Origin of the sequence: Microbispora corallina, from assembly GCF_016863035.1 — a bacterium.
Classification (GTDB): domain Bacteria; phylum Actinomycetota; class Actinomycetes; order Streptosporangiales; family Streptosporangiaceae; genus Microbispora; species Microbispora corallina.
On the sequence record NZ_BOOC01000022.1, the window covers coordinates 20,823 to 36,485 of the forward strand.

Consider the following 15,663-nt stretch of genomic DNA (forward strand, 5'->3'; position numbering starts at 1 on the left):
GTCATTCGTTCGGTTTGACGAACACCGTCATCGATGTTCACTATAAGGGACATGCGTTCGTTCTGGCGAACCCTCGGTCCCGGCACGCTGCGCGACATCGCCCTGGTCTGCGCAGCGGACGCCATCGTCGGCGCCTCGTTCGGCGCGATCGCGGTCTCGGGCGGCCTCGACCCCTGGGTGCCGGTCGCCATGTCCCTGCTGGTCTTCGCGGGCGGCGCGCAGTTCGCCGCCGTCGGCGTCGTGCTCGCCGGGGGCGGCCCCGCGGCGGCCGTCGCCGCCGGCCTCGTGCTGAACGCCCGTCTCCTGCCGTTCGGCTTCGCCGTCGCCGACGCCCTGGGGAGCCGGTGGTGGACCCGGCTGCCGGGTGCTCACCTGATCATGGACGAGGCCGTCGCCTTCGCGATGCGCCACGACGACCCGCGGCGGCGCAGGGACGTGTTCTGGACCTGCGGCCTCGCGCTGTTCGCCTGCTGGAACGCGGGCGTCGCCGCCGGGGTGGCGGCCGGGCGGGCGATCGGCGACACCGGCGCGCTCGGCCTCGACGCGGCCTTCCCCACCGTGCTGCTGGCGCTGGTGCTGCCCTCGCTGGCCTCCCCCGGCGTCCGCCGCGCCGCCCTGACCGGCGCGGGCGTCGCCGTGGCGGCCACGCCGTTCCTCCCGGCGGGGCTGCCCGTGCTGCTCGCGCCGGCCGGGCTGCTGGCCGCCGCGCGGCGGCGCCGGCGCACGATGCCGGGAGACGCGACGCCGGGAGACGCGACGCCGGAGGAGACGTGATGCCGCCCCTCGCCGTCGTCCTGCTCGCGGCCGGGACCTACGCGTTCCGGCTGGCCGGGCCGCTGCTCGGGGACCGGCTCCGTCTGCCCGATCCGCTGCGGCGCCTGCTGTCCGACGCCGCGGCCGTGCTGCTCGTGGCCCTGGTGGCCGTGGCCGCGCTCACCGACGGGCACGGCTTCGCCGGGTGGGCCCGGCCGGCCGGCGTGCTGGTCGGCGGGGCGCTCGCCCTGCGGCGGGCGCCGTTCCCCCTGGTGGTCGTCGCGGCCGCGGCCACCACCGCTGTGCTCCGCCTGATCGGGCTGCCCTGACGCGGTCCGGGGGCTCAGGGCTCGACGGCGGCGTAGAAGCCCGCGTCGAACGTGACCTTGGCCAGGGCCCGCTGCCCGTCGGCGTTCGGGTGGAAGTAGTCCCACGGGCTGAGCAGCTTCAGCGTGAAGGGGTAGCCGAAGACCGCTCCCCCGTCGTACCTGCAGGTGGGACCGTACGCGGCGCAGGCCTGCCTGAGCTCGTCGTTGTAGGCCATCACCCGCTCGCGCACCGCGTCGCGCCGGGCCACGTCCTTCTTGGCCGTGGAGGTGGGGCCCGCCAGCATCGACTGGCAGATGCGGCCGACCGCCCAGAACGCGCGGGCCCAGGCGTTGTCCTTGCCCACCCGCCACAGCCGCTTCAGGTCGGGGATGCTGGCGACGAAGACCTGGGCCCCTGAGGGCTTGAGGACGTTCAGGGCCTCGTCGATCCGGCGGCGGTAGACGGACACGGGGGTCATGTCCCTCTCGGAGCCCATGCAGGCGTCCTGCGCGCCGATCAGGATCGTCACGTACTGCGCCCCGCTCCGGACGGCCTGCCGCGCCTGGCCCGCCAGGTCGGCGCTGGTGGAGCCGGGAACGGCGAAGTTCAGGTTGTGGCCCTTGATCGCCGGGGCGAGGGACAGCAGCCGGAGGTAGTGGCTGTTCACCGAGGGATGGTCCCCGGCCGACCACGAGCGCGAGGTGCACGCGACGTACCAGCCGCAGGCGTTGAAGCCCGCGCTGATCGAGTCGCCGAGCGCGGCCATGACGGCGGGCGTCGTACGGGCGTGGGCAGTGCCGGGCGCGAGCAGGACCCCCGCGACCAGGACTGGCGTGATCTTCTTGATCATGGACACCTCCGGGAGATCAAAGGTAGAGATCACGTGGAGGTGTGCTCTATCGCCCACAGGGAAGGTGGACCTTCCATGACCAAGTTCCTATCGCCGCTTGACACCGGGACTTCCGGCCTCCGAGGGGGGCTGCGGTCGAACACGTTCAGATCGTGCGTAGAGTGATTCGGGTGAGTGTCGCCCTAATCCGCCCCCTCGCGGTACGCACGGTCGCGGTGAGCGACCCCCACGATCTCCTCGCGCGCCTGCCCGACGCCGCCCCCTACGCCTGGGTCCGGCATGGCGAGGGCCTGGTGGGCTGGGGGGAGGCGGCCCGCGCCGTCGTGCCGCCCGGTCCTGGCCGCTTCGAGTGGGCCCGCGGCTGGCTGTCCTCCCTGTTCGAGGGCGCGCACATCGACGACGAGGTCGGGATGCCGGGCTCCGGGCCGGTCGCGCTCGGCTCGTTCACCTTCGACGCGGACACGCCCGGCTCGACCCTGGTCGTCCCCCGGGTGGTGCTCGCCCGCCGCGGAGGCCGGGCCTGGCTCACCACCGTCGGCGACGACCGGCTCACGCTGGCGACCCCGCCCGTGCCCCCCGGCCGCATCCGGTACGGCGACGGCTCCTTAACGGCCCCCGAGTGGGAGCACCGGGTCGCCCGCGCGGTCCGGCGGATCCGGGACGGCGCGCTGGACAAGGTCGTGCTGGCCCGGGACCTGACCGCGGTCGCCGACCGCCACATCGACCCCCGCGTTCTGCTCGCCCGCCTGGCCGACCGCTACCCGGAGTGCTACACCTTCTCGGTCGGCGGCCTCGTCGGCGCCACCCCCGAACTGCTGGTCCGGCACACCGGCCAGTCGATCGAGTCGCTGGTCCTCGCCGGCACGGCGGCGCGCGGCGCGGACGCCTCCGAGGACGCCGCCCGCGGGATGGCCCTGTTCGCCTCCGAGAAGGACCGCCACGAGCACGCCTGCGCCGTCGCCTCCGTCCGGGAGGCCCTCACGCCCCTGTGCGCCGACCTCGACGTGCCCGACCATCCCGAGCTGCTCGTGCTGCCCAACGTGCAGCACCTCGCCAGCCGCGTGACCGGCCGCCTGTCGGACGGGGCGTCCGTGCTCGACGTGGTCGCCGCCATGCACCCCACGGCCGCCGTCGGCGGCACGCCCACCGGCACGGCCCTGGCCGTCATCCGCGAGCTGGAGGGCATGGACCGGGGCGGCTACGCCGGCCCCGTCGGCTGGATCGACGCCCGCGGCGACGGCGAGTGGGGCATCGCGCTGCGCTGCGCGTACGTGTCCGGCGACCGGGCCCGGCTGTTCGCGGGCTGCGGCATCATGGCCGAGTCCGACCCGGCGGCGGAGCTCGCCGAGGCGCAGGCCAAGCTCCGCGCCATGCAGTACGCCCTGGAGGGCTGACCTCCGGCGGCCGCGCGCCTCCCCAGCTCCGGCTACCCACAGGTCCTCCTGTCAGGAGCGCAGAGCTCGACCTCCGGGTAGCGCGGCGAGCGCCGGTCCAGGATGGTTTGCGGCTCGTGACGCAGGTGAAGGTCGAGGAAGGCCCGGACGTACACGCGGGTGATCTCGAGTGACCGGGACGCGGACAGGCCGCCCGGGAGGGCGATGCCCAGAGGACCCGCGAGGAGCGGCACATCGGTGAAGGACTGATGGTCCGCGCCGGGCAGCGCGATCCAGCGCTTCCATCCGGTCAGGAGTCTCCAGTCACGGTCCCACGAGTTGTCGCGACCTCCGGGCACGTGGCCCGCCGAGCCCATGAACAGGAACGGCCGTGACAGCTCCTTCGGGATACGGGCGTACGTCGTGCCGTCCATGTCGATCCCGGCGCGCACCCGGTGGTCCTTCAGCATGGCCGCGACGGCGGCGGCCCCACCGATGGAATGCCCGACCATCGCGATCTCGGACGGGTCGATCAGGGAGGAACCCTCCCACTTCGCGTCCGGTCCGGTCAGCCGGTCGAGCACGAAGGAGACGTCGGCCGCCCGGACTCCGGCCACTTTCGCCCCGAAGCCGGGGTCGGAGTCGGAGTCGCACGCGACGCACTCGGCGATCCGCCCATCGGGGAAGGTTGTCGCGTAGTTCTCATACGTGTGGTCGACGCCGGCCACCACATACCCCCGGCTGGCCAGTTCCTCAGCAAGGGCGGTCAGAGTGCTCCGGGGCATGGTGAACCCGGGAGAGAGCACCACCAGGGGCAGAGCCCTCTTGCGCCCCGCCGGTCTCGCGTCGCTGAAGGCGTTGGTGCGCGTCCTGCTCAGCATGTCGTACGGCACACCGGTCACCCTCTTGCCCTTCAGGGTGAGCTCCGACTCCTTCGCGGTCATGTAGGGCGCCCGCCGCCCTTCACGCGCCCGGGCCGGGTACCACAGGGTGACCATGAGCTCCCGGGCCTTCAATTCGGGCACCCACGGATCGGAACGGGAGGTGTCCGTCAGATGCAGGGCTGTGGTGCCGACCGGATGCGGCCCGGTGGGTGCGGGCAGGATCGGGGTGCCCGTGGGCGCGGCCGACGGACTGGTGGACGCGGCGGCCTCCGACCTGGGAGGGGTGGGCGCGTAGCAGGCGGCCGCAGCCAGGACGGCCAGCCCGGCGGCGGCCGCCAGGCAGGCACGCCGGATCGGCTTCGGTTCGATGGCATGACTCATGGAGGTGTCCGCCCTTCCGGCTGGGACGACCTGATGTCAGGGGGTGTGGTCCACGTGGCGGCCTCCGCCACGGTTCGTCACGGGTGCAGCAGGGTCAGCGCCAGGGCCAGAGCGGGGTCGCGCCCGGCGGCGGCGTCCCCGGGGGTCGGGGGCACGTAGTGGTCGGGCGCCACGCCGATGCGGTCGACGACCTCCCGATCGGGGGCCAGGTGGTGCTTGGACGGAAGCCCCAGGACGGTGTTGTTGCCGAGAAGGTACATCTGCGCCGGGCCAGACACCGCACCGGCGGTCCGCGTCCCGACCAGCCGGCCGAGATGGAGGTCCTTGACGGCGGAGCTGAAGTGCTCGCAGGCCGACGCACAGCCGCGACCGGTGAGCACCATCAGCGGCAGGCCGAGCAGCGGGACCGTGTCGTCGGTCCGCAGGGTCTCACAGGCGCCGTCCGCGGCGCACAGGTACGCGGTGACCTTGCCGTGGGCGAATCCGCCCAGCAGGCGGTCGGCCTCATCGGGACTGCCGCCGCCGTTGTCCCGCAGATCCAGCACGAGGCCGGTGAGGGTCCGGCCGGTGCCCAGCCTGGAGATGGCCGTGAAGACCCTGTCCGCGGCGTCGGGCGCGAACCCGTCCAGCCGTACGTAGGCGATGCCGTCCCGCAGCAACCTGGACGACACGGGTTGCGTCACGGCCGGATCGGGCTGGTAGAGGCCGGGCTTCAGGGTCACGGTCCAGCGGCGGCCAGTGCCCTGCCGCAGCAGGCGGAGCGTGACCGGACCGTCCTGCGGATACCGCGGGTAGAGCGCGGTGACCGCGGCCGGGGTGACGAGTCCGTCGACGAAGGGCGCCGATCCGTTGACCGATTCGATGACGTCGCCGGGACGCAGGCCGGCGCCCTTCGCCGGCCCGCCCAGGACGGCGGTGACGAACAGCGGGGGCAGGGCGCTCCCGGGACTGCCGGCCACCTGCGGGCCCACGCTGGCCTTGAGACCCAGGTCGTACCGGTCGTCGTCGTAGGAGTCGGGAGGCCGCTGGACGCCGTGCGTCCAGCGGACGTGGTCGTCGCCCAGACCGGCCACGATGGCCTGCAGGGTGGCGGCGGCCAGCCTCTCCCGGAGGCCGGCGTCGTCGGGCAGCTGGTCGGTGGTGCGCCGGTAGGCCGCCTCGAACGCGGCCCAATCGGCCTTCCGGTCACCGGTCAGCGCCGGTGCGGTGGCCTCGGGCAGGTCGCGCCCGTTGCGGTTGAGCTCCTGCGTGAAGGCGGCGAATGCCCCGGTCAGCAGCGAGCGGGTGTCCAGCGTGGCCCCGCTGTAGTAGTAGGCGAGGATGCAGTTGTAGGCCTGCTCGACGACGTCGATCGTTGTGGGCGTCTCCGGCGCGGGGTTGCCCTGGGGCTGCGCGCATACGGCCTTCCCGGCGTCGGCCGCCGTGCTGGGCTGGGTGCGCGGCGGCGTGCTCCCCGTACAGGCCGCCGCCAGGAAGAGGAGGAGCCCGGCCGTCATGGTCCTGACGGTCATGACACGCGCCTGCGGATCCACCAGAAGCAGAACGCCGTGAGGCCGGCGATGAGGAGGGCGTAAAGCCCGGCCTCGATCCACTGGAAGGGCCAGAAACGGTCGAAGGGCTGGTAGGTGGCCTGTTGCCGGTAACCCAGCCGGTTGATCTCGGCCAGGCACCCGGCATAGTGATCCCCTGCCTGTGCCGTCTCCGGTCGCTGCTCCGGCGGTGCGCAGGGTCCGGAGGACGTGGACACGGCGATGGCGCCAGGGCCGCTGTCGTCGAGCGTGCGCCCGGAGCGGTCGACGAGGTGGCTGGACAGGACCCAGGCGCCCGTGTGGCCGGGTATCGCCGACTCCAGGGTCAGTGCCAGGGATCCGCCGTCGCGCGGCATGTGGATCCCGTCCACGTTCGCAGGGCTGAGTTCGAAGGCCGAGCTGACCGGGGGGAGCAGGTGGGGCCGGACCACCAGCGGCATGGCGAGCTGCACCGCCGCGAAGACGGCCAGGGCGACGGCCATGGCGGGCAGGGTCCGGCGGACGAGCATCCCCACGGTCACACCGAGGACGAAGGCGAAAGCCGCGTACGCCATGGGGACGATGCCGCGCGCGCCGAACACCAGGGGATCCATCAGCGTGAAGCCTGGGGCGGCGGACTTGTCCAGGGGCTCGGCCCACCAGGTCACCGCGGCGCTGCACAGCCCGGCGGCGGTCATGGAGGCCAGGCCGGTGAACGCGAGTTTGACGGCCAGCCAGCGAGTGCGGGTGATGCTCTGGTTCCACACCAGCAGGTGCGTGCCGGCCTCCAGCTCACGGGCGATCAGCGGCGCTCCCCAGAAGAGCCCGATCAGGGCGGGCAGGACCAGCACGACGACGGTGACCGCCAGGAAAGGAATCTGCTTGTCGTCGAAGAACCGGTCGAAGAAGCGCGCGCAGTCGCCGCCCCGGGTGCAGGCGGTGATTCCGGAGGAGTAGTCGGAGGCCAGGGTCGGGCCGGTCAGGGCAAGGACGGCGGCGAGCGCGACGAGCGCGACGGCCGTCGTCACGGCGCCGCCGCGCAGCTGGCGCCAGGTCAGCCAGATCATTGCTGCACCTCCAAGAGCGGCCGGGCGGCGGCGGGCTTTTCCATGTAGGCCAGGACGAGGTCTTCCAGACTGAGCCCGCTGACCGTCCAGGCGGGGTCGTGGATCGGAGCCTCGGTGCGTACGACGAAGGTGCTCTGCCGGTCGGTGTGGCGCGCGGAGACGACGTGCTGGTCGGCGGGCAGGCGGCCGGGATCGCGGCGCGGGCCGGTGAGCCGGTGATGGGTGGCCAGCAGGTTCTCGATCTGCCCGGCGACCCGGACACGCGAGTCGACGAGCACGATGAGGTAGTCACACGTCCGTTCCAGGTCGGCCACCAGGTGGGAGGAGAGCACCACGCTGAGCTCGTGCTCGGCGACCGCCTCCATCAGGCCCTGGAGGAACTCGCGGCGGGCGAGCGGGTCGAGCGAGGCGACCGGCTCGTCCAGGATCAGGAGCTCGGGTCGCTTGGCGAGGCCCAGGGTGAGGGCGAGCTGGGCCCGCTGACCGCCCGACAGGTTCCCCGCCCGGTGCGACAGATCGAGCCCAAGCTGTCCGATCCGGTTCCGTGCCAGCGCCGCGTCCCATCCGCGGTTGAGCCGGGCTCCCAGCCGCAGATGGTCGGCGACGCTCAGCCCGGCGTAGACAGGGGTGTCCTGGGCGACGAAACCGACCTTTGCCAGCTGCGCCGGGCCGCCCGCCGGGCCGCCGAGCACGGCGACGCTGCCCGACGTCGGCGCCAGCTGGCCGCCGGCGAGCTTCAGCAGTGTGGTCTTGCCGGCCCCGTTGGGGCCCACCAGCCCGACGACGTGCCCGGCCGGGATGTCGATGGTGCAGTCGCGCAGCGCCCATCGCCTGCCGTACCTCTTGCCCAGCCCCCGGGCCTGCAGGACGGCGGTCACGAGGCGTCCTCCGGAGCCCTCACGACCAGGGTGCTGGCGATGCCCTCGCTTCGCTCGGTCACGCTATGTCCTCCTCTGAGGCGGTCCGAAAGGTTGTCGTGAACAGGGCCTCGATGCTCTCGTCGTCGAGACCGGCCTGACGGGCCCGGGCCAGCCAGCGCTGCAGCTCTCGGCGTAACGGGGCGTGCGCGGCCAGCGACGCGTCGGTCAGGGTCCTGGTCACGAACGTCCCGACCCCCGGCCTGGCGGCCGCCAGGCCCTCGTGCTCGAGTTCCCGATAGGCCTTGAGGACCGTGTTGGGGTTGATCGCCAGCCGCGCGACCACGTCCTTGACGGTCGGAAGCTGGTCGCCTTCACGCAGCAGCCCCAGCCGCAGCGCGTGGCGTACCTGGTGGACCAACTGCAGGTACGGCGAGACACCGGACCGGCCGTCCAGATGGAACTCGATCACCCAGCCCTCCATTTATCTAGACTCCTAGTACTTTAGGAGTGTAGTTGTTAAGCCGTCGTAAGGATCGCGGCCGTCCTGAAGCGGGGCATACACGGCCGGAAGCGAGATGAGCGCGTCTCCCGAAGACGCGAAGGCAGCGGCCGGTCCGGCGACCGCCTGCGGCTCGCCGCTATCGGGGCAGGTAGACGAGCTCGCCGAAGCCCGCGGCGGCGCGGCCGGCCGTGGCGGTGGCGAGCCAGCGCTCGAACTCCGGCACGCCGTCCTCCGCCACCGCGACCTCGAACGTGACGCGCGCGCCGTAGTCCACTCCCCGCAGCGCGTACGGCGAGGCCCGCAGGTCGTTCTCCAGCCGCCCGGCGTGCCCGTGGTCGATCGACACGGCGACGAGCGTGGCGGGGACCATCTCCACCACCTCGGCCCGGTCGAGCGCCTCGCCCACGGCGCCGCCGTACGCGCGGGCCAGGCCGCCGGCGCCGAGCAGCACGCCCCCGAAGTAGCGGGTCACGACGGCCACGACGTCGGCGAAGCCGCGCCGGGTGAGCATCTCCAGCATCGGGGTGCCCGCCGTGCCGCCGGGCTCGCCGTCGTCGTCGGCCCGCCGCTGCCCGGTCCCGAGGACGTACGCCGTGCAGTTGTGAGTGGCGTCGGCGTGCAGCCGCCTGCGGGCGGCGACGAACTCCCGCACGGCCTCCTCGCTCGGCGCGGGCGCGAGCGCGCAGAGGAACCGCGACCGGCGGACCTCGGTCTCGTGCTCGATGACGTTCCTGATCGTGCGGTACGGCGCGGCCACCCGGTCAGCGTACCGACCGGGCGCCTTTACGAAGTAAGGTCATCGGTGCGGCCGAGGCCGACCGGCCCTTCCCAGGTCAGCGAGGGCAGGTTGACCACGATGGCCTCCTGCGTGCTGCGCGCGATGACGACGACCGCCTCCGCCTCCGGGTCGGGATTCTCCTCGCGGTGCGGGACGAACGGCGGGACGTAGACGTAGTCCCCCGGCCGGGTGTCGATCCGCACCTCCCGGGGCCGGTCCCCCTCGACGTCGAGGAAGACGAACGACGGCGTGCCGCTCACCACGTAGATCGCCGTCTCGCAGGCCCCGTGGTGGTGGTCGGCCGAGATCGTCCCGGGCGCGACGTGGGTCTGGCCCATCCACAGGCCCACCGAGCCGACGGTGGCGCCGCTGATGGCCGCCCTGCGGACCATGCCGCCCGTCTGGGCCGTCTCCGCGGTCAGGCCGCCCGGCCCGACGTGGTGCAGCCGCCGGTGGAACGGGTCGTCGGGCGGCGTTGCGCCGTCAGCCATCGGCACCTCCGGTGAGGTCTCGGGGATCCAGGCCCGAGAGGATGCGGTACGTCCCGTCGTGGTAGACCAGCGGGTCGAGCGCCGGGTCCGCCCGGCCGTCCGTGACCAGGCCGAGGACGAGCCGGTGGTCGCCGGCGATGAACCGCTCGCGGGTCCGGCAGCGCAGCCAGGCGGCGGCGCCGTGGAGGAGCGGCTCCCCGCCGGGCAGGCGGCTCCAGCGGGTGCGCGGCCCGAAACGGTCGGCCCCGCGGCGGGCGAACAGCGCCGCCAGGTCGTGCTGCCCGGCCGCGAGGATGTGCACCACGAAGGCGTCGCCGTCGCGGATGGCCGGCCAGCACGACGACGACGTCCCGATGCCGAACGCCAGCATGGGAGGCTCCCGGGACACCGACGTGACCGAGGTGGCGGTGAACCCCACCGGCCCGTGCTCCGACATCGTCGTCACGACGGCGACCCCGGCCGCGTGCCGGCGGAAGGCGGACAGGAAGGCGTCCCGTGGCGACCCGTCCTCGATCGCGTCCGCGCTCATGCGCCCCCCGCCGCGGGTACGGCGGCCGGCTTCATGTGGAGAGCCGGGGGCGGGCTGAGCGGGTGTGGCGGGGCGGGGGCGTCTGGGGGCGCCGTCATGAACCGAACCTCCCTCAATCGTGGGGCGCCTTCAAGTGTCGTCGGCCCTTCCGATGTGCCGTCACCCGGGGTCCCCTCCCCCGCTCCTTCACGAGGGCGTGTCGGTGCGGCGCAGCTCGTGGGCCAGCTCGTCGAGCTCGGCTCCCCCGGCCATCAGCGAGGTCAGCTCGTCCCTGCCGATGTCGGCCTTGCCGTATTCCCCCAGGCCGGCTCCCCGGTTGAGGAGCAGGAACCGGTCCCCCACCGGGTAGGCGTGGTGGGGGTTGTGCGTGATGAACACCACGCCGAGGCCCCGGTCGCGGGCCTGGGCGATGTACCGCAGCACGACCCCGGCCTGCTTCACCCCCAGTGCGGAGGTCGGCTCGTCGAGGATGAGCACGCGGGCGCCGAAGTGGACGGCCCGCGCGATGGCGACCGACTGCCGCTCGCCGCCGGACAGCGTGCCGACCGGCTGGTCCACGTCCCGGATGTCGATGCCCATGCGGCGCAGCTCCTCGCGGGCGACCCGCTTTGCCGTGGCCACGTCGAAGCCGCCGAGCGCACGGGACGGGCCGCGGGCCGGAGGCTCGGAGCCGAGGAAGAAGTTCCGCCAGACCGACATCAGCGGGATCATCGCGAGGTCCTGGTAGACCGTGGCGATGCCCCGGTCGAGCGCCTCCCTCGGACTGCCGAACCGGACCGGCTCGCCGTCCACCAGGTACGTCCCGGAGTCGGGGGCGTGGACGCCGGAGAGGATCTTGATGAGGGTGGACTTGCCCGCGCCGTTGTCGCCGAGCACGCAGGTCACCCCGCCCCGCTCGACGGTCATCGACACCCCGCGCAACGCCACGACGCTGCCGAAGGTCTTGCCCACGTCGCGGGTCTCCAGGAGCGGGGTCACCGCCTCACCTCCTCCGCGTAGCGGCGGACCAGCCGGTTGGCGAGGGTCGCCAGCAGGAGCATCGCGCCGAGGAAGAACTTGAACCAGTCGGCGTCCCAGCCGGCGAACACGATGCCCTTGTCCGCCATGCCGAAGATGACCGCGCCGATCGCCGCCCCCACCGGCGAGCCGTACCCGCCGGTGAGCAGGCAGCCGCCGATGACGGCCGCGATGATGAAGATGAACTCCTGACCGATGCCCGCGTTGGCCTGCACGGACGTGAAGCGCAGCGCGAGGATCGAGCCGACCAGCCACGCCGCGCCCGCCGTCGTCATGAACAGGGCGATCTTCACACGGGCCGCGGGCACGCCGACCGCGCGAGCGGCCTGCTCGTTGCCGCCGACGGCGAACACCCAGTTGCCGGCCCGGGTCCGGGTGAGGACCCAGGTGGCCAGGGCCGTCACGGCCACCCACCACAGGATCGCCACCCGGAAGCCGGTGCCGCCCAGCGTGACCGACCCGGCGAGCACCGCCCGGGCGCCGTCGTACCCGGCGGCGTGGCGCAGGCCGCTCACCTGGACGGTCCCGGTCAGCGCCTTGGTCACCCCGAGGTTGAGTCCCTGGAGCATCAGGAACGTCCCGAGCGTGACGATGAAGCTCGGCAGCTTCGTCCGGACGACCAGCAGGCCGTTGACGAACCCGACGAGCAGGGCGACCGCCAGCCCGGCCAGCATGGCCGCCCACACGTTCCACCCGGCCCTGGTGGCGAGGGTGACCAGCACCAGCCCGCAGGTGCCGGTCAGCACCCCCGCCGACAGGTCGAACTCGCCGCCGATCATGAGCAGGGCGATCGCCACGGCCATCACGCCGAGCGTGGAGGCCGGGTCGAGCCAGTTGGCCACGCCGTCGACCGACCGGAAGACGGCCGACTGCCCGGAGAAGAACGCGAAGACCACGATCGCTCCGACCACCGAGCCGAGTTCCGGCCGGATCAGGAGGCGGCGCAGGCGGCCCGGGTCCGCGACGCGCTCGTCCCCGGTGACGGCCGTCATCGCCGCTCCTCCCGCCCGGCGGCGCCGCTCACCGGGTGCCGCCGCTCGCGAGCCGGGCGACCTGGGCCGCGTTGTCCTTGGTCACGAAGCCCGGCCCGGTGTTGATCGGGAGTCCGCCGCCGACCGTGTTGAGGTTCTTCTTGTACAGGTACAGGAACGTGATCGGCAGCCATCCCTGCAGGTACTGCTGCTGGTCGACGGCGAAGAGGATCTCGCCGTCCTCGATCGCGGTGACGACGTCGCCGGACAGGTCGAAGGTCGCCAGCTTGGCCTGCGACCCGCCGTCCTTGATGGCGTCCCTGGCCGCGATCGCCACGGCGGGGTTGAGCGTCAGCACGCCGTTGACCGAGGTGTCGCTCTGCAGCTTCGCCTTGATCTTGGACGTGGCGTCCGCCAGGTCGTTGACGTCGACCTGCAGCCGCTCGACGGTGCCGCCGAGCGTGGCCGTAGCGCCGTTGCACCGCTGGTCGAGGCCCACGTTCCCGGCCTCGTGGATCACGCACAGCAGCTTGGTGACCCCGGCCTCCTTGAGCTTCTCGCCCGCCCCCCGGCCGGCCACGTCCTCCGACTGGCCGACGTGGGTGATCGCGCCGAACTCCTTCGACCGGTCGCCGCCCGAGTTGATGGTGATCACCGGGATCTTGGCGGCCACGGCCTTCCCGATGGACTCCTTGAGGGCGTCCGGGTTGGCCATCGAGACCACCAGGCCGTCCACCTTCTCGCTCACCGCCTGGTCGATGAGCTGCGACTGCTTCGCCGGGTCGCCGTCACCCTGGTAGGTGACCGTGACCCCGTACTGCTTTCCCGCGGCCTCGGCGCCGTTCTTCACCACGTCCCAGAAGGCGTCCCCGGCCCCCCCGTGCGTGATGACGGCGAACTTCGCGGCGGGCGCCGCGGCGGCCTGCTGCGACGGCGCGTCCTGCGACGCCCCGCCGGCACTCGAACATCCACCCAGGGCGGTCAGCAGGACGGCGGCGATCGCCATGGTCGTCCGCTTCATCGCTTCCTCCTCACGTCGGCTCGTGCCCCCCGTGAGATCACCGGTGCTTGTTTCTAACCCCGCCGGACACCCCTGTCAATGATTTGTCCTGACAATAGGACTTTCTGTCCTGCCGACGTTTGTCCGGACATCAGGACGGTGGATAGGATCAGGGCCCCCGGAGGAGGAGAACATGAGCGAGCTGGAGATCGACCTCGACCGGTCCAGCCCGGTCCCCCTCTACTTCCAGGTGGCCGAGCAGATCTCGGAGGCCATCAGGCGAGGCGACCTCTCCCCCGGCGCCCGCCTCGACAACGAGATCCTGCTGGCCGACCGGCTCGGCCTGTCCCGCCCCACGGTGCGGCAGGCCATCCAGTACCTCGTCGACAAGGGCCTGCTGGTGCGCAAGCGCGGCGTCGGCACCCAGGTCGTCCACGGCCAGGTGAAGCGCTCCGTCGAGCTGACCAGCCTGTACGACGACCTGCGGCGGGCCGGCCAGCAGCCCGAGACGCGGGTGCTGTCACTGGAGACCGTCCCGGTGGGCGAGGAGATGGGCGCCGTCCTCGGCCTGCCACCCGACGCGCAGGTCCTGCGGGTCGAGCGGCTGCGCTACGCCTCCGGGGAGCCGCTCGCGCTGCTGCACAACTGGCTGCCGCCCGGCCCCGCCGCCCTGTCGGCGCCCGCGCTCGAGGAACGCGGACTGTACGAGCTGCTCCGGGCCGCCGGGGTGCGGATGCGGGTGGCCAACCAGCGGATCGGCGCGCGGGCCGCCACGCCCGCCGAGGCCCGCCTGCTCGGCGAGCGCCGCGGGGCGCCGCTGCTCACCATGGTCCGGACGACCTACGACGACCAGGGACGGGCCGTGGAGCACGGCTCACACGTCTACCGGGCCTCGCACTACTCCCTGGAGGTCACGCTCATCGAGCGCTGACCGGCTCCGCCGTCTCGGGCTCCTCCTCCGCGACGGCCTTGGTGGCCTTCCGCTTGAGCCACAGCGTGCTCGCGAGGCCGAACGCGATCGCCACGGCGAGGCCCGCCCACGAGAAGTTCTTCAGCCACCGGTCGGCCACCACGCCCAGGTAGTACACGCCCGCCGTGGTGCCGCCCGCCCACAGGGCGCCCCCGAGGACGTTGGCCACGAGGAACCGCCAGTACGGCATGTGCAGGGCGCCGGCGAGCGGCCCGGCGAGGATGCGCAGCAGCGCGACGAACCGGCCGAAGAACACGGCCCACATGCCCCACCGCGTGAACATCTGCTCCGCCTTGGCGATGTGCGCCGGGCCGAAGTGCTTGGGGAACCGCCGCCCGAGCCGGTCGAACAACGCCCGGCCCCCCTTGCGCCCGATGGCGTACCCGATGGAGTCGCCCACGATCGCGCCCGAACTCGCGCAGATCCCGACGAGGACCGGGCTGACGACGCCCTTCGCCGACAGGAGCGCGGCGCTCACCAGGACGATCTCGCCGGGCAGCGGGATGCCCAGGCTCTCCAGGCCGACGACGGCGCCCACGAGCACGTAGACCCAGACGGCGGGGATGGTCTGCAGCCACTCGTCGACGTGCATCTCACTCCTCGAGGCGGGGGAACACAGCCCATTGTGCCGTCGGTGGAGGCGTGCGCCATCCCTCTGGAGGACCAGAGCGCGTCCGCCCCCGGGACGACCCCCGCCCGTGCGGCTCCCCTTCCGCGACGATCGCCGGGGTCAGCGGCGCCCGCCCACAGCCGTCTCGATCACGTGGTTGACCACCTGGCGGATGCGGGCCGCGGCCGTCTCGGGGTCGGGACTCCCGGCGTCGAGCCAGGCGATGACGGCCTCGACCGTCACCACGGGGAGCAGCCGCGACGCCCACTCCAGCCAGGCAGGATCGGGGATGCGCGAGACCAGGTGGCTCCGGCTGACCTCCCGCGACTCCTCGGTGAGCGCGTCGATCACCCCACGGAACTCGGGCTCCCCCGCCGCGTGGCGGAACAGCAGCCGGAACGCGTCCGGGTCGGCGGCCGCGGCGCGCACGAGCGCCGGGATCGTCTCCCCGCCGAAACCGCCGGCGCCGACCGACTCCTCCAGCCGCGCGAAGCCCCGGTCGAGCACCGCCCGGTACAGGTCGGCCTTGGAGTCGAAGTGCCGGTAGAGGATCACCCGGGTGACCCCCGCCTCGGAGGCGACGTCGTCCAGGCCGGTCGCCGTGAAGCCCGCGCGGGCGAACGCGCGGGTCGCCGCGTCGAGGATCTGCTCGCGCCGGTCGGCGCGGCGCAGCCGCCGAACCGGCGCCTCCCGCTCCTCGCCCTCGCCGTCCCGCTCGCCTGCCGGCATCCTCGCCCTCCCTTGTGTACGCGGGAGTATACAAGTAGCCTTTGTTTACTCTCAGATATACACATTGGCGTATACGAAGGA

Annotated in this window: 18 protein-coding genes; 4 read left to right on the forward strand and 14 right to left on the reverse strand. The window is 72.8% G+C overall.

Annotation, left to right across the window (positions count from 1 at the left end; translation table 11 throughout):
• Positions 1 to 51: 51 nt before the first annotated feature.
• Positions 52 to 774 carry an AzlC family ABC transporter permease gene (locus tag Mco01_RS21680; protein ID WP_204058735.1) on the forward strand — a complete coding sequence of 241 codons (723 nt, stop codon included), beginning with the start codon at positions 52 to 54 and terminating at the stop codon, positions 772 to 774.
• Entirely contained in the window at positions 774 to 1,082 is a 309-nt protein-coding gene (locus Mco01_RS21685) for an AzlD domain-containing protein (protein WP_204058736.1), read from the forward strand. Before Mco01_RS21680 ends, Mco01_RS21685 begins: the two co-directional genes overlap by 1 nt.
• A 14-nt stretch (positions 1,083 to 1,096) precedes the next feature.
• Here Mco01_RS21685 and Mco01_RS21690 read toward each other — a convergent pair whose 3' ends face one another.
• The gene (locus Mco01_RS21690) at positions 1,097 to 1,912 is read right to left on the reverse strand and encodes a GDSL-type esterase/lipase family protein (protein ID WP_204058737.1); all 816 of its coding nucleotides are present in this window, start codon (positions 1,910 to 1,912) and stop codon (positions 1,097 to 1,099) included.
• A gap of 164 nt (positions 1,913 to 2,076) precedes the next feature.
• Between Mco01_RS21690 and Mco01_RS21695 the strand changes: the two genes are divergently transcribed.
• A complete protein-coding gene (locus Mco01_RS21695; RefSeq protein WP_239103828.1) occupies positions 2,077 to 3,306 on the forward strand; it encodes an isochorismate synthase in 1,230 nt (409 codons plus the stop codon).
• A gap of 32 nt (positions 3,307 to 3,338) precedes the next feature.
• Here Mco01_RS21695 and Mco01_RS21700 read toward each other — a convergent pair whose 3' ends face one another.
• From Mco01_RS21700 to Mco01_RS21750, 11 genes are all read right to left on the reverse strand, one after another.
• The gene (locus Mco01_RS21700; RefSeq protein WP_204058739.1) at positions 3,339 to 4,550 is read right to left on the reverse strand and encodes an alpha/beta hydrolase family protein; all 1,212 of its coding nucleotides are present in this window, start codon (positions 4,548 to 4,550) and stop codon (positions 3,339 to 3,341) included.
• A 77-nt stretch (positions 4,551 to 4,627) separates the two neighbouring features.
• A complete protein-coding gene (locus tag Mco01_RS21705; protein ID WP_204058740.1) occupies positions 4,628 to 6,061 on the reverse strand; it encodes a S41 family peptidase in 1,434 nt (477 codons plus the stop codon).
• Entirely contained in the window at positions 6,058 to 7,125 is a 1,068-nt protein-coding gene (locus tag Mco01_RS21710; protein ID WP_204058741.1) for an ABC-2 membrane transporter-related protein, read from the reverse strand. Before Mco01_RS21710 ends, Mco01_RS21705 begins: the two co-directional genes overlap by 4 nt.
• Positions 7,122 to 8,003: an ABC transporter ATP-binding protein gene (locus Mco01_RS21715; protein ID WP_204058742.1), complete on the reverse strand. Its 882-nt coding sequence runs from the start codon at positions 8,001 to 8,003 to the stop codon at positions 7,122 to 7,124. The genes Mco01_RS21710 and Mco01_RS21715 overlap by 4 nt, the downstream gene beginning before the upstream one ends.
• A gap of 58 nt (positions 8,004 to 8,061) precedes the next feature.
• A complete protein-coding gene (locus tag Mco01_RS21720) occupies positions 8,062 to 8,454 on the reverse strand; it encodes a GntR family transcriptional regulator (protein ID WP_239103803.1) in 393 nt (130 codons plus the stop codon).
• A gap of 169 nt (positions 8,455 to 8,623) precedes the next feature.
• Entirely contained in the window at positions 8,624 to 9,244 is a 621-nt protein-coding gene (locus Mco01_RS21725; protein WP_204058744.1) for an IMPACT family protein, read from the reverse strand.
• A gap of 26 nt (positions 9,245 to 9,270) precedes the next feature.
• Positions 9,271 to 9,756 (reverse strand): cupin domain-containing protein, encoded by a 486-nt coding sequence (locus Mco01_RS21730; protein ID WP_204058745.1) that lies wholly within the window; start codon positions 9,754 to 9,756, stop codon positions 9,271 to 9,273.
• Positions 9,749 to 10,285: a flavin reductase family protein gene (locus tag Mco01_RS21735; RefSeq protein ID WP_204058746.1), complete on the reverse strand. Its 537-nt coding sequence runs from the start codon at positions 10,283 to 10,285 to the stop codon at positions 9,749 to 9,751. Before Mco01_RS21735 ends, Mco01_RS21730 begins: the two co-directional genes overlap by 8 nt.
• Before the next feature lie 186 nt (positions 10,286 to 10,471).
• Positions 10,472 to 11,263, reverse strand: a complete 792-nt coding sequence (locus Mco01_RS21740) for an ATP-binding cassette domain-containing protein (RefSeq protein ID WP_204058747.1) — start codon at positions 11,261 to 11,263, stop codon at positions 10,472 to 10,474.
• Positions 11,260 to 12,294: an ABC transporter permease gene (locus Mco01_RS21745; protein WP_204058748.1), complete on the reverse strand. Its 1,035-nt coding sequence runs from the start codon at positions 12,292 to 12,294 to the stop codon at positions 11,260 to 11,262. The genes Mco01_RS21740 and Mco01_RS21745 overlap by 4 nt, the downstream gene beginning before the upstream one ends.
• A gap of 28 nt (positions 12,295 to 12,322) precedes the next feature.
• A complete protein-coding gene (locus tag Mco01_RS21750) occupies positions 12,323 to 13,294 on the reverse strand; it encodes a sugar ABC transporter substrate-binding protein (protein ID WP_204058749.1) in 972 nt (323 codons plus the stop codon).
• A gap of 172 nt (positions 13,295 to 13,466) precedes the next feature.
• On the opposite strand from Mco01_RS21750, the gene Mco01_RS21755 reads away from it, so the two are divergent.
• Positions 13,467 to 14,204 carry a GntR family transcriptional regulator gene (locus Mco01_RS21755; RefSeq protein WP_204058750.1) on the forward strand — a complete coding sequence of 246 codons (738 nt, stop codon included), beginning with the start codon at positions 13,467 to 13,469 and terminating at the stop codon, positions 14,202 to 14,204.
• Here Mco01_RS21755 and Mco01_RS21760 read toward each other — a convergent pair.
• Positions 14,191 to 14,835, reverse strand: coding sequence for a DedA family protein (locus tag Mco01_RS21760; protein WP_204058751.1), 645 nt, complete (start codon positions 14,833 to 14,835; stop codon positions 14,191 to 14,193). The two genes, Mco01_RS21755 and Mco01_RS21760, sit on opposite strands and share 14 nt — an antisense overlap.
• Before the next feature lie 138 nt (positions 14,836 to 14,973).
• Complete coding sequence (locus Mco01_RS21765) at positions 14,974 to 15,582, reverse strand: TetR/AcrR family transcriptional regulator (protein ID WP_204058752.1); 609 nt, start codon at positions 15,580 to 15,582, stop codon at positions 14,974 to 14,976.
• Positions 15,583 to 15,663: the final 81 nt, after the last annotated feature.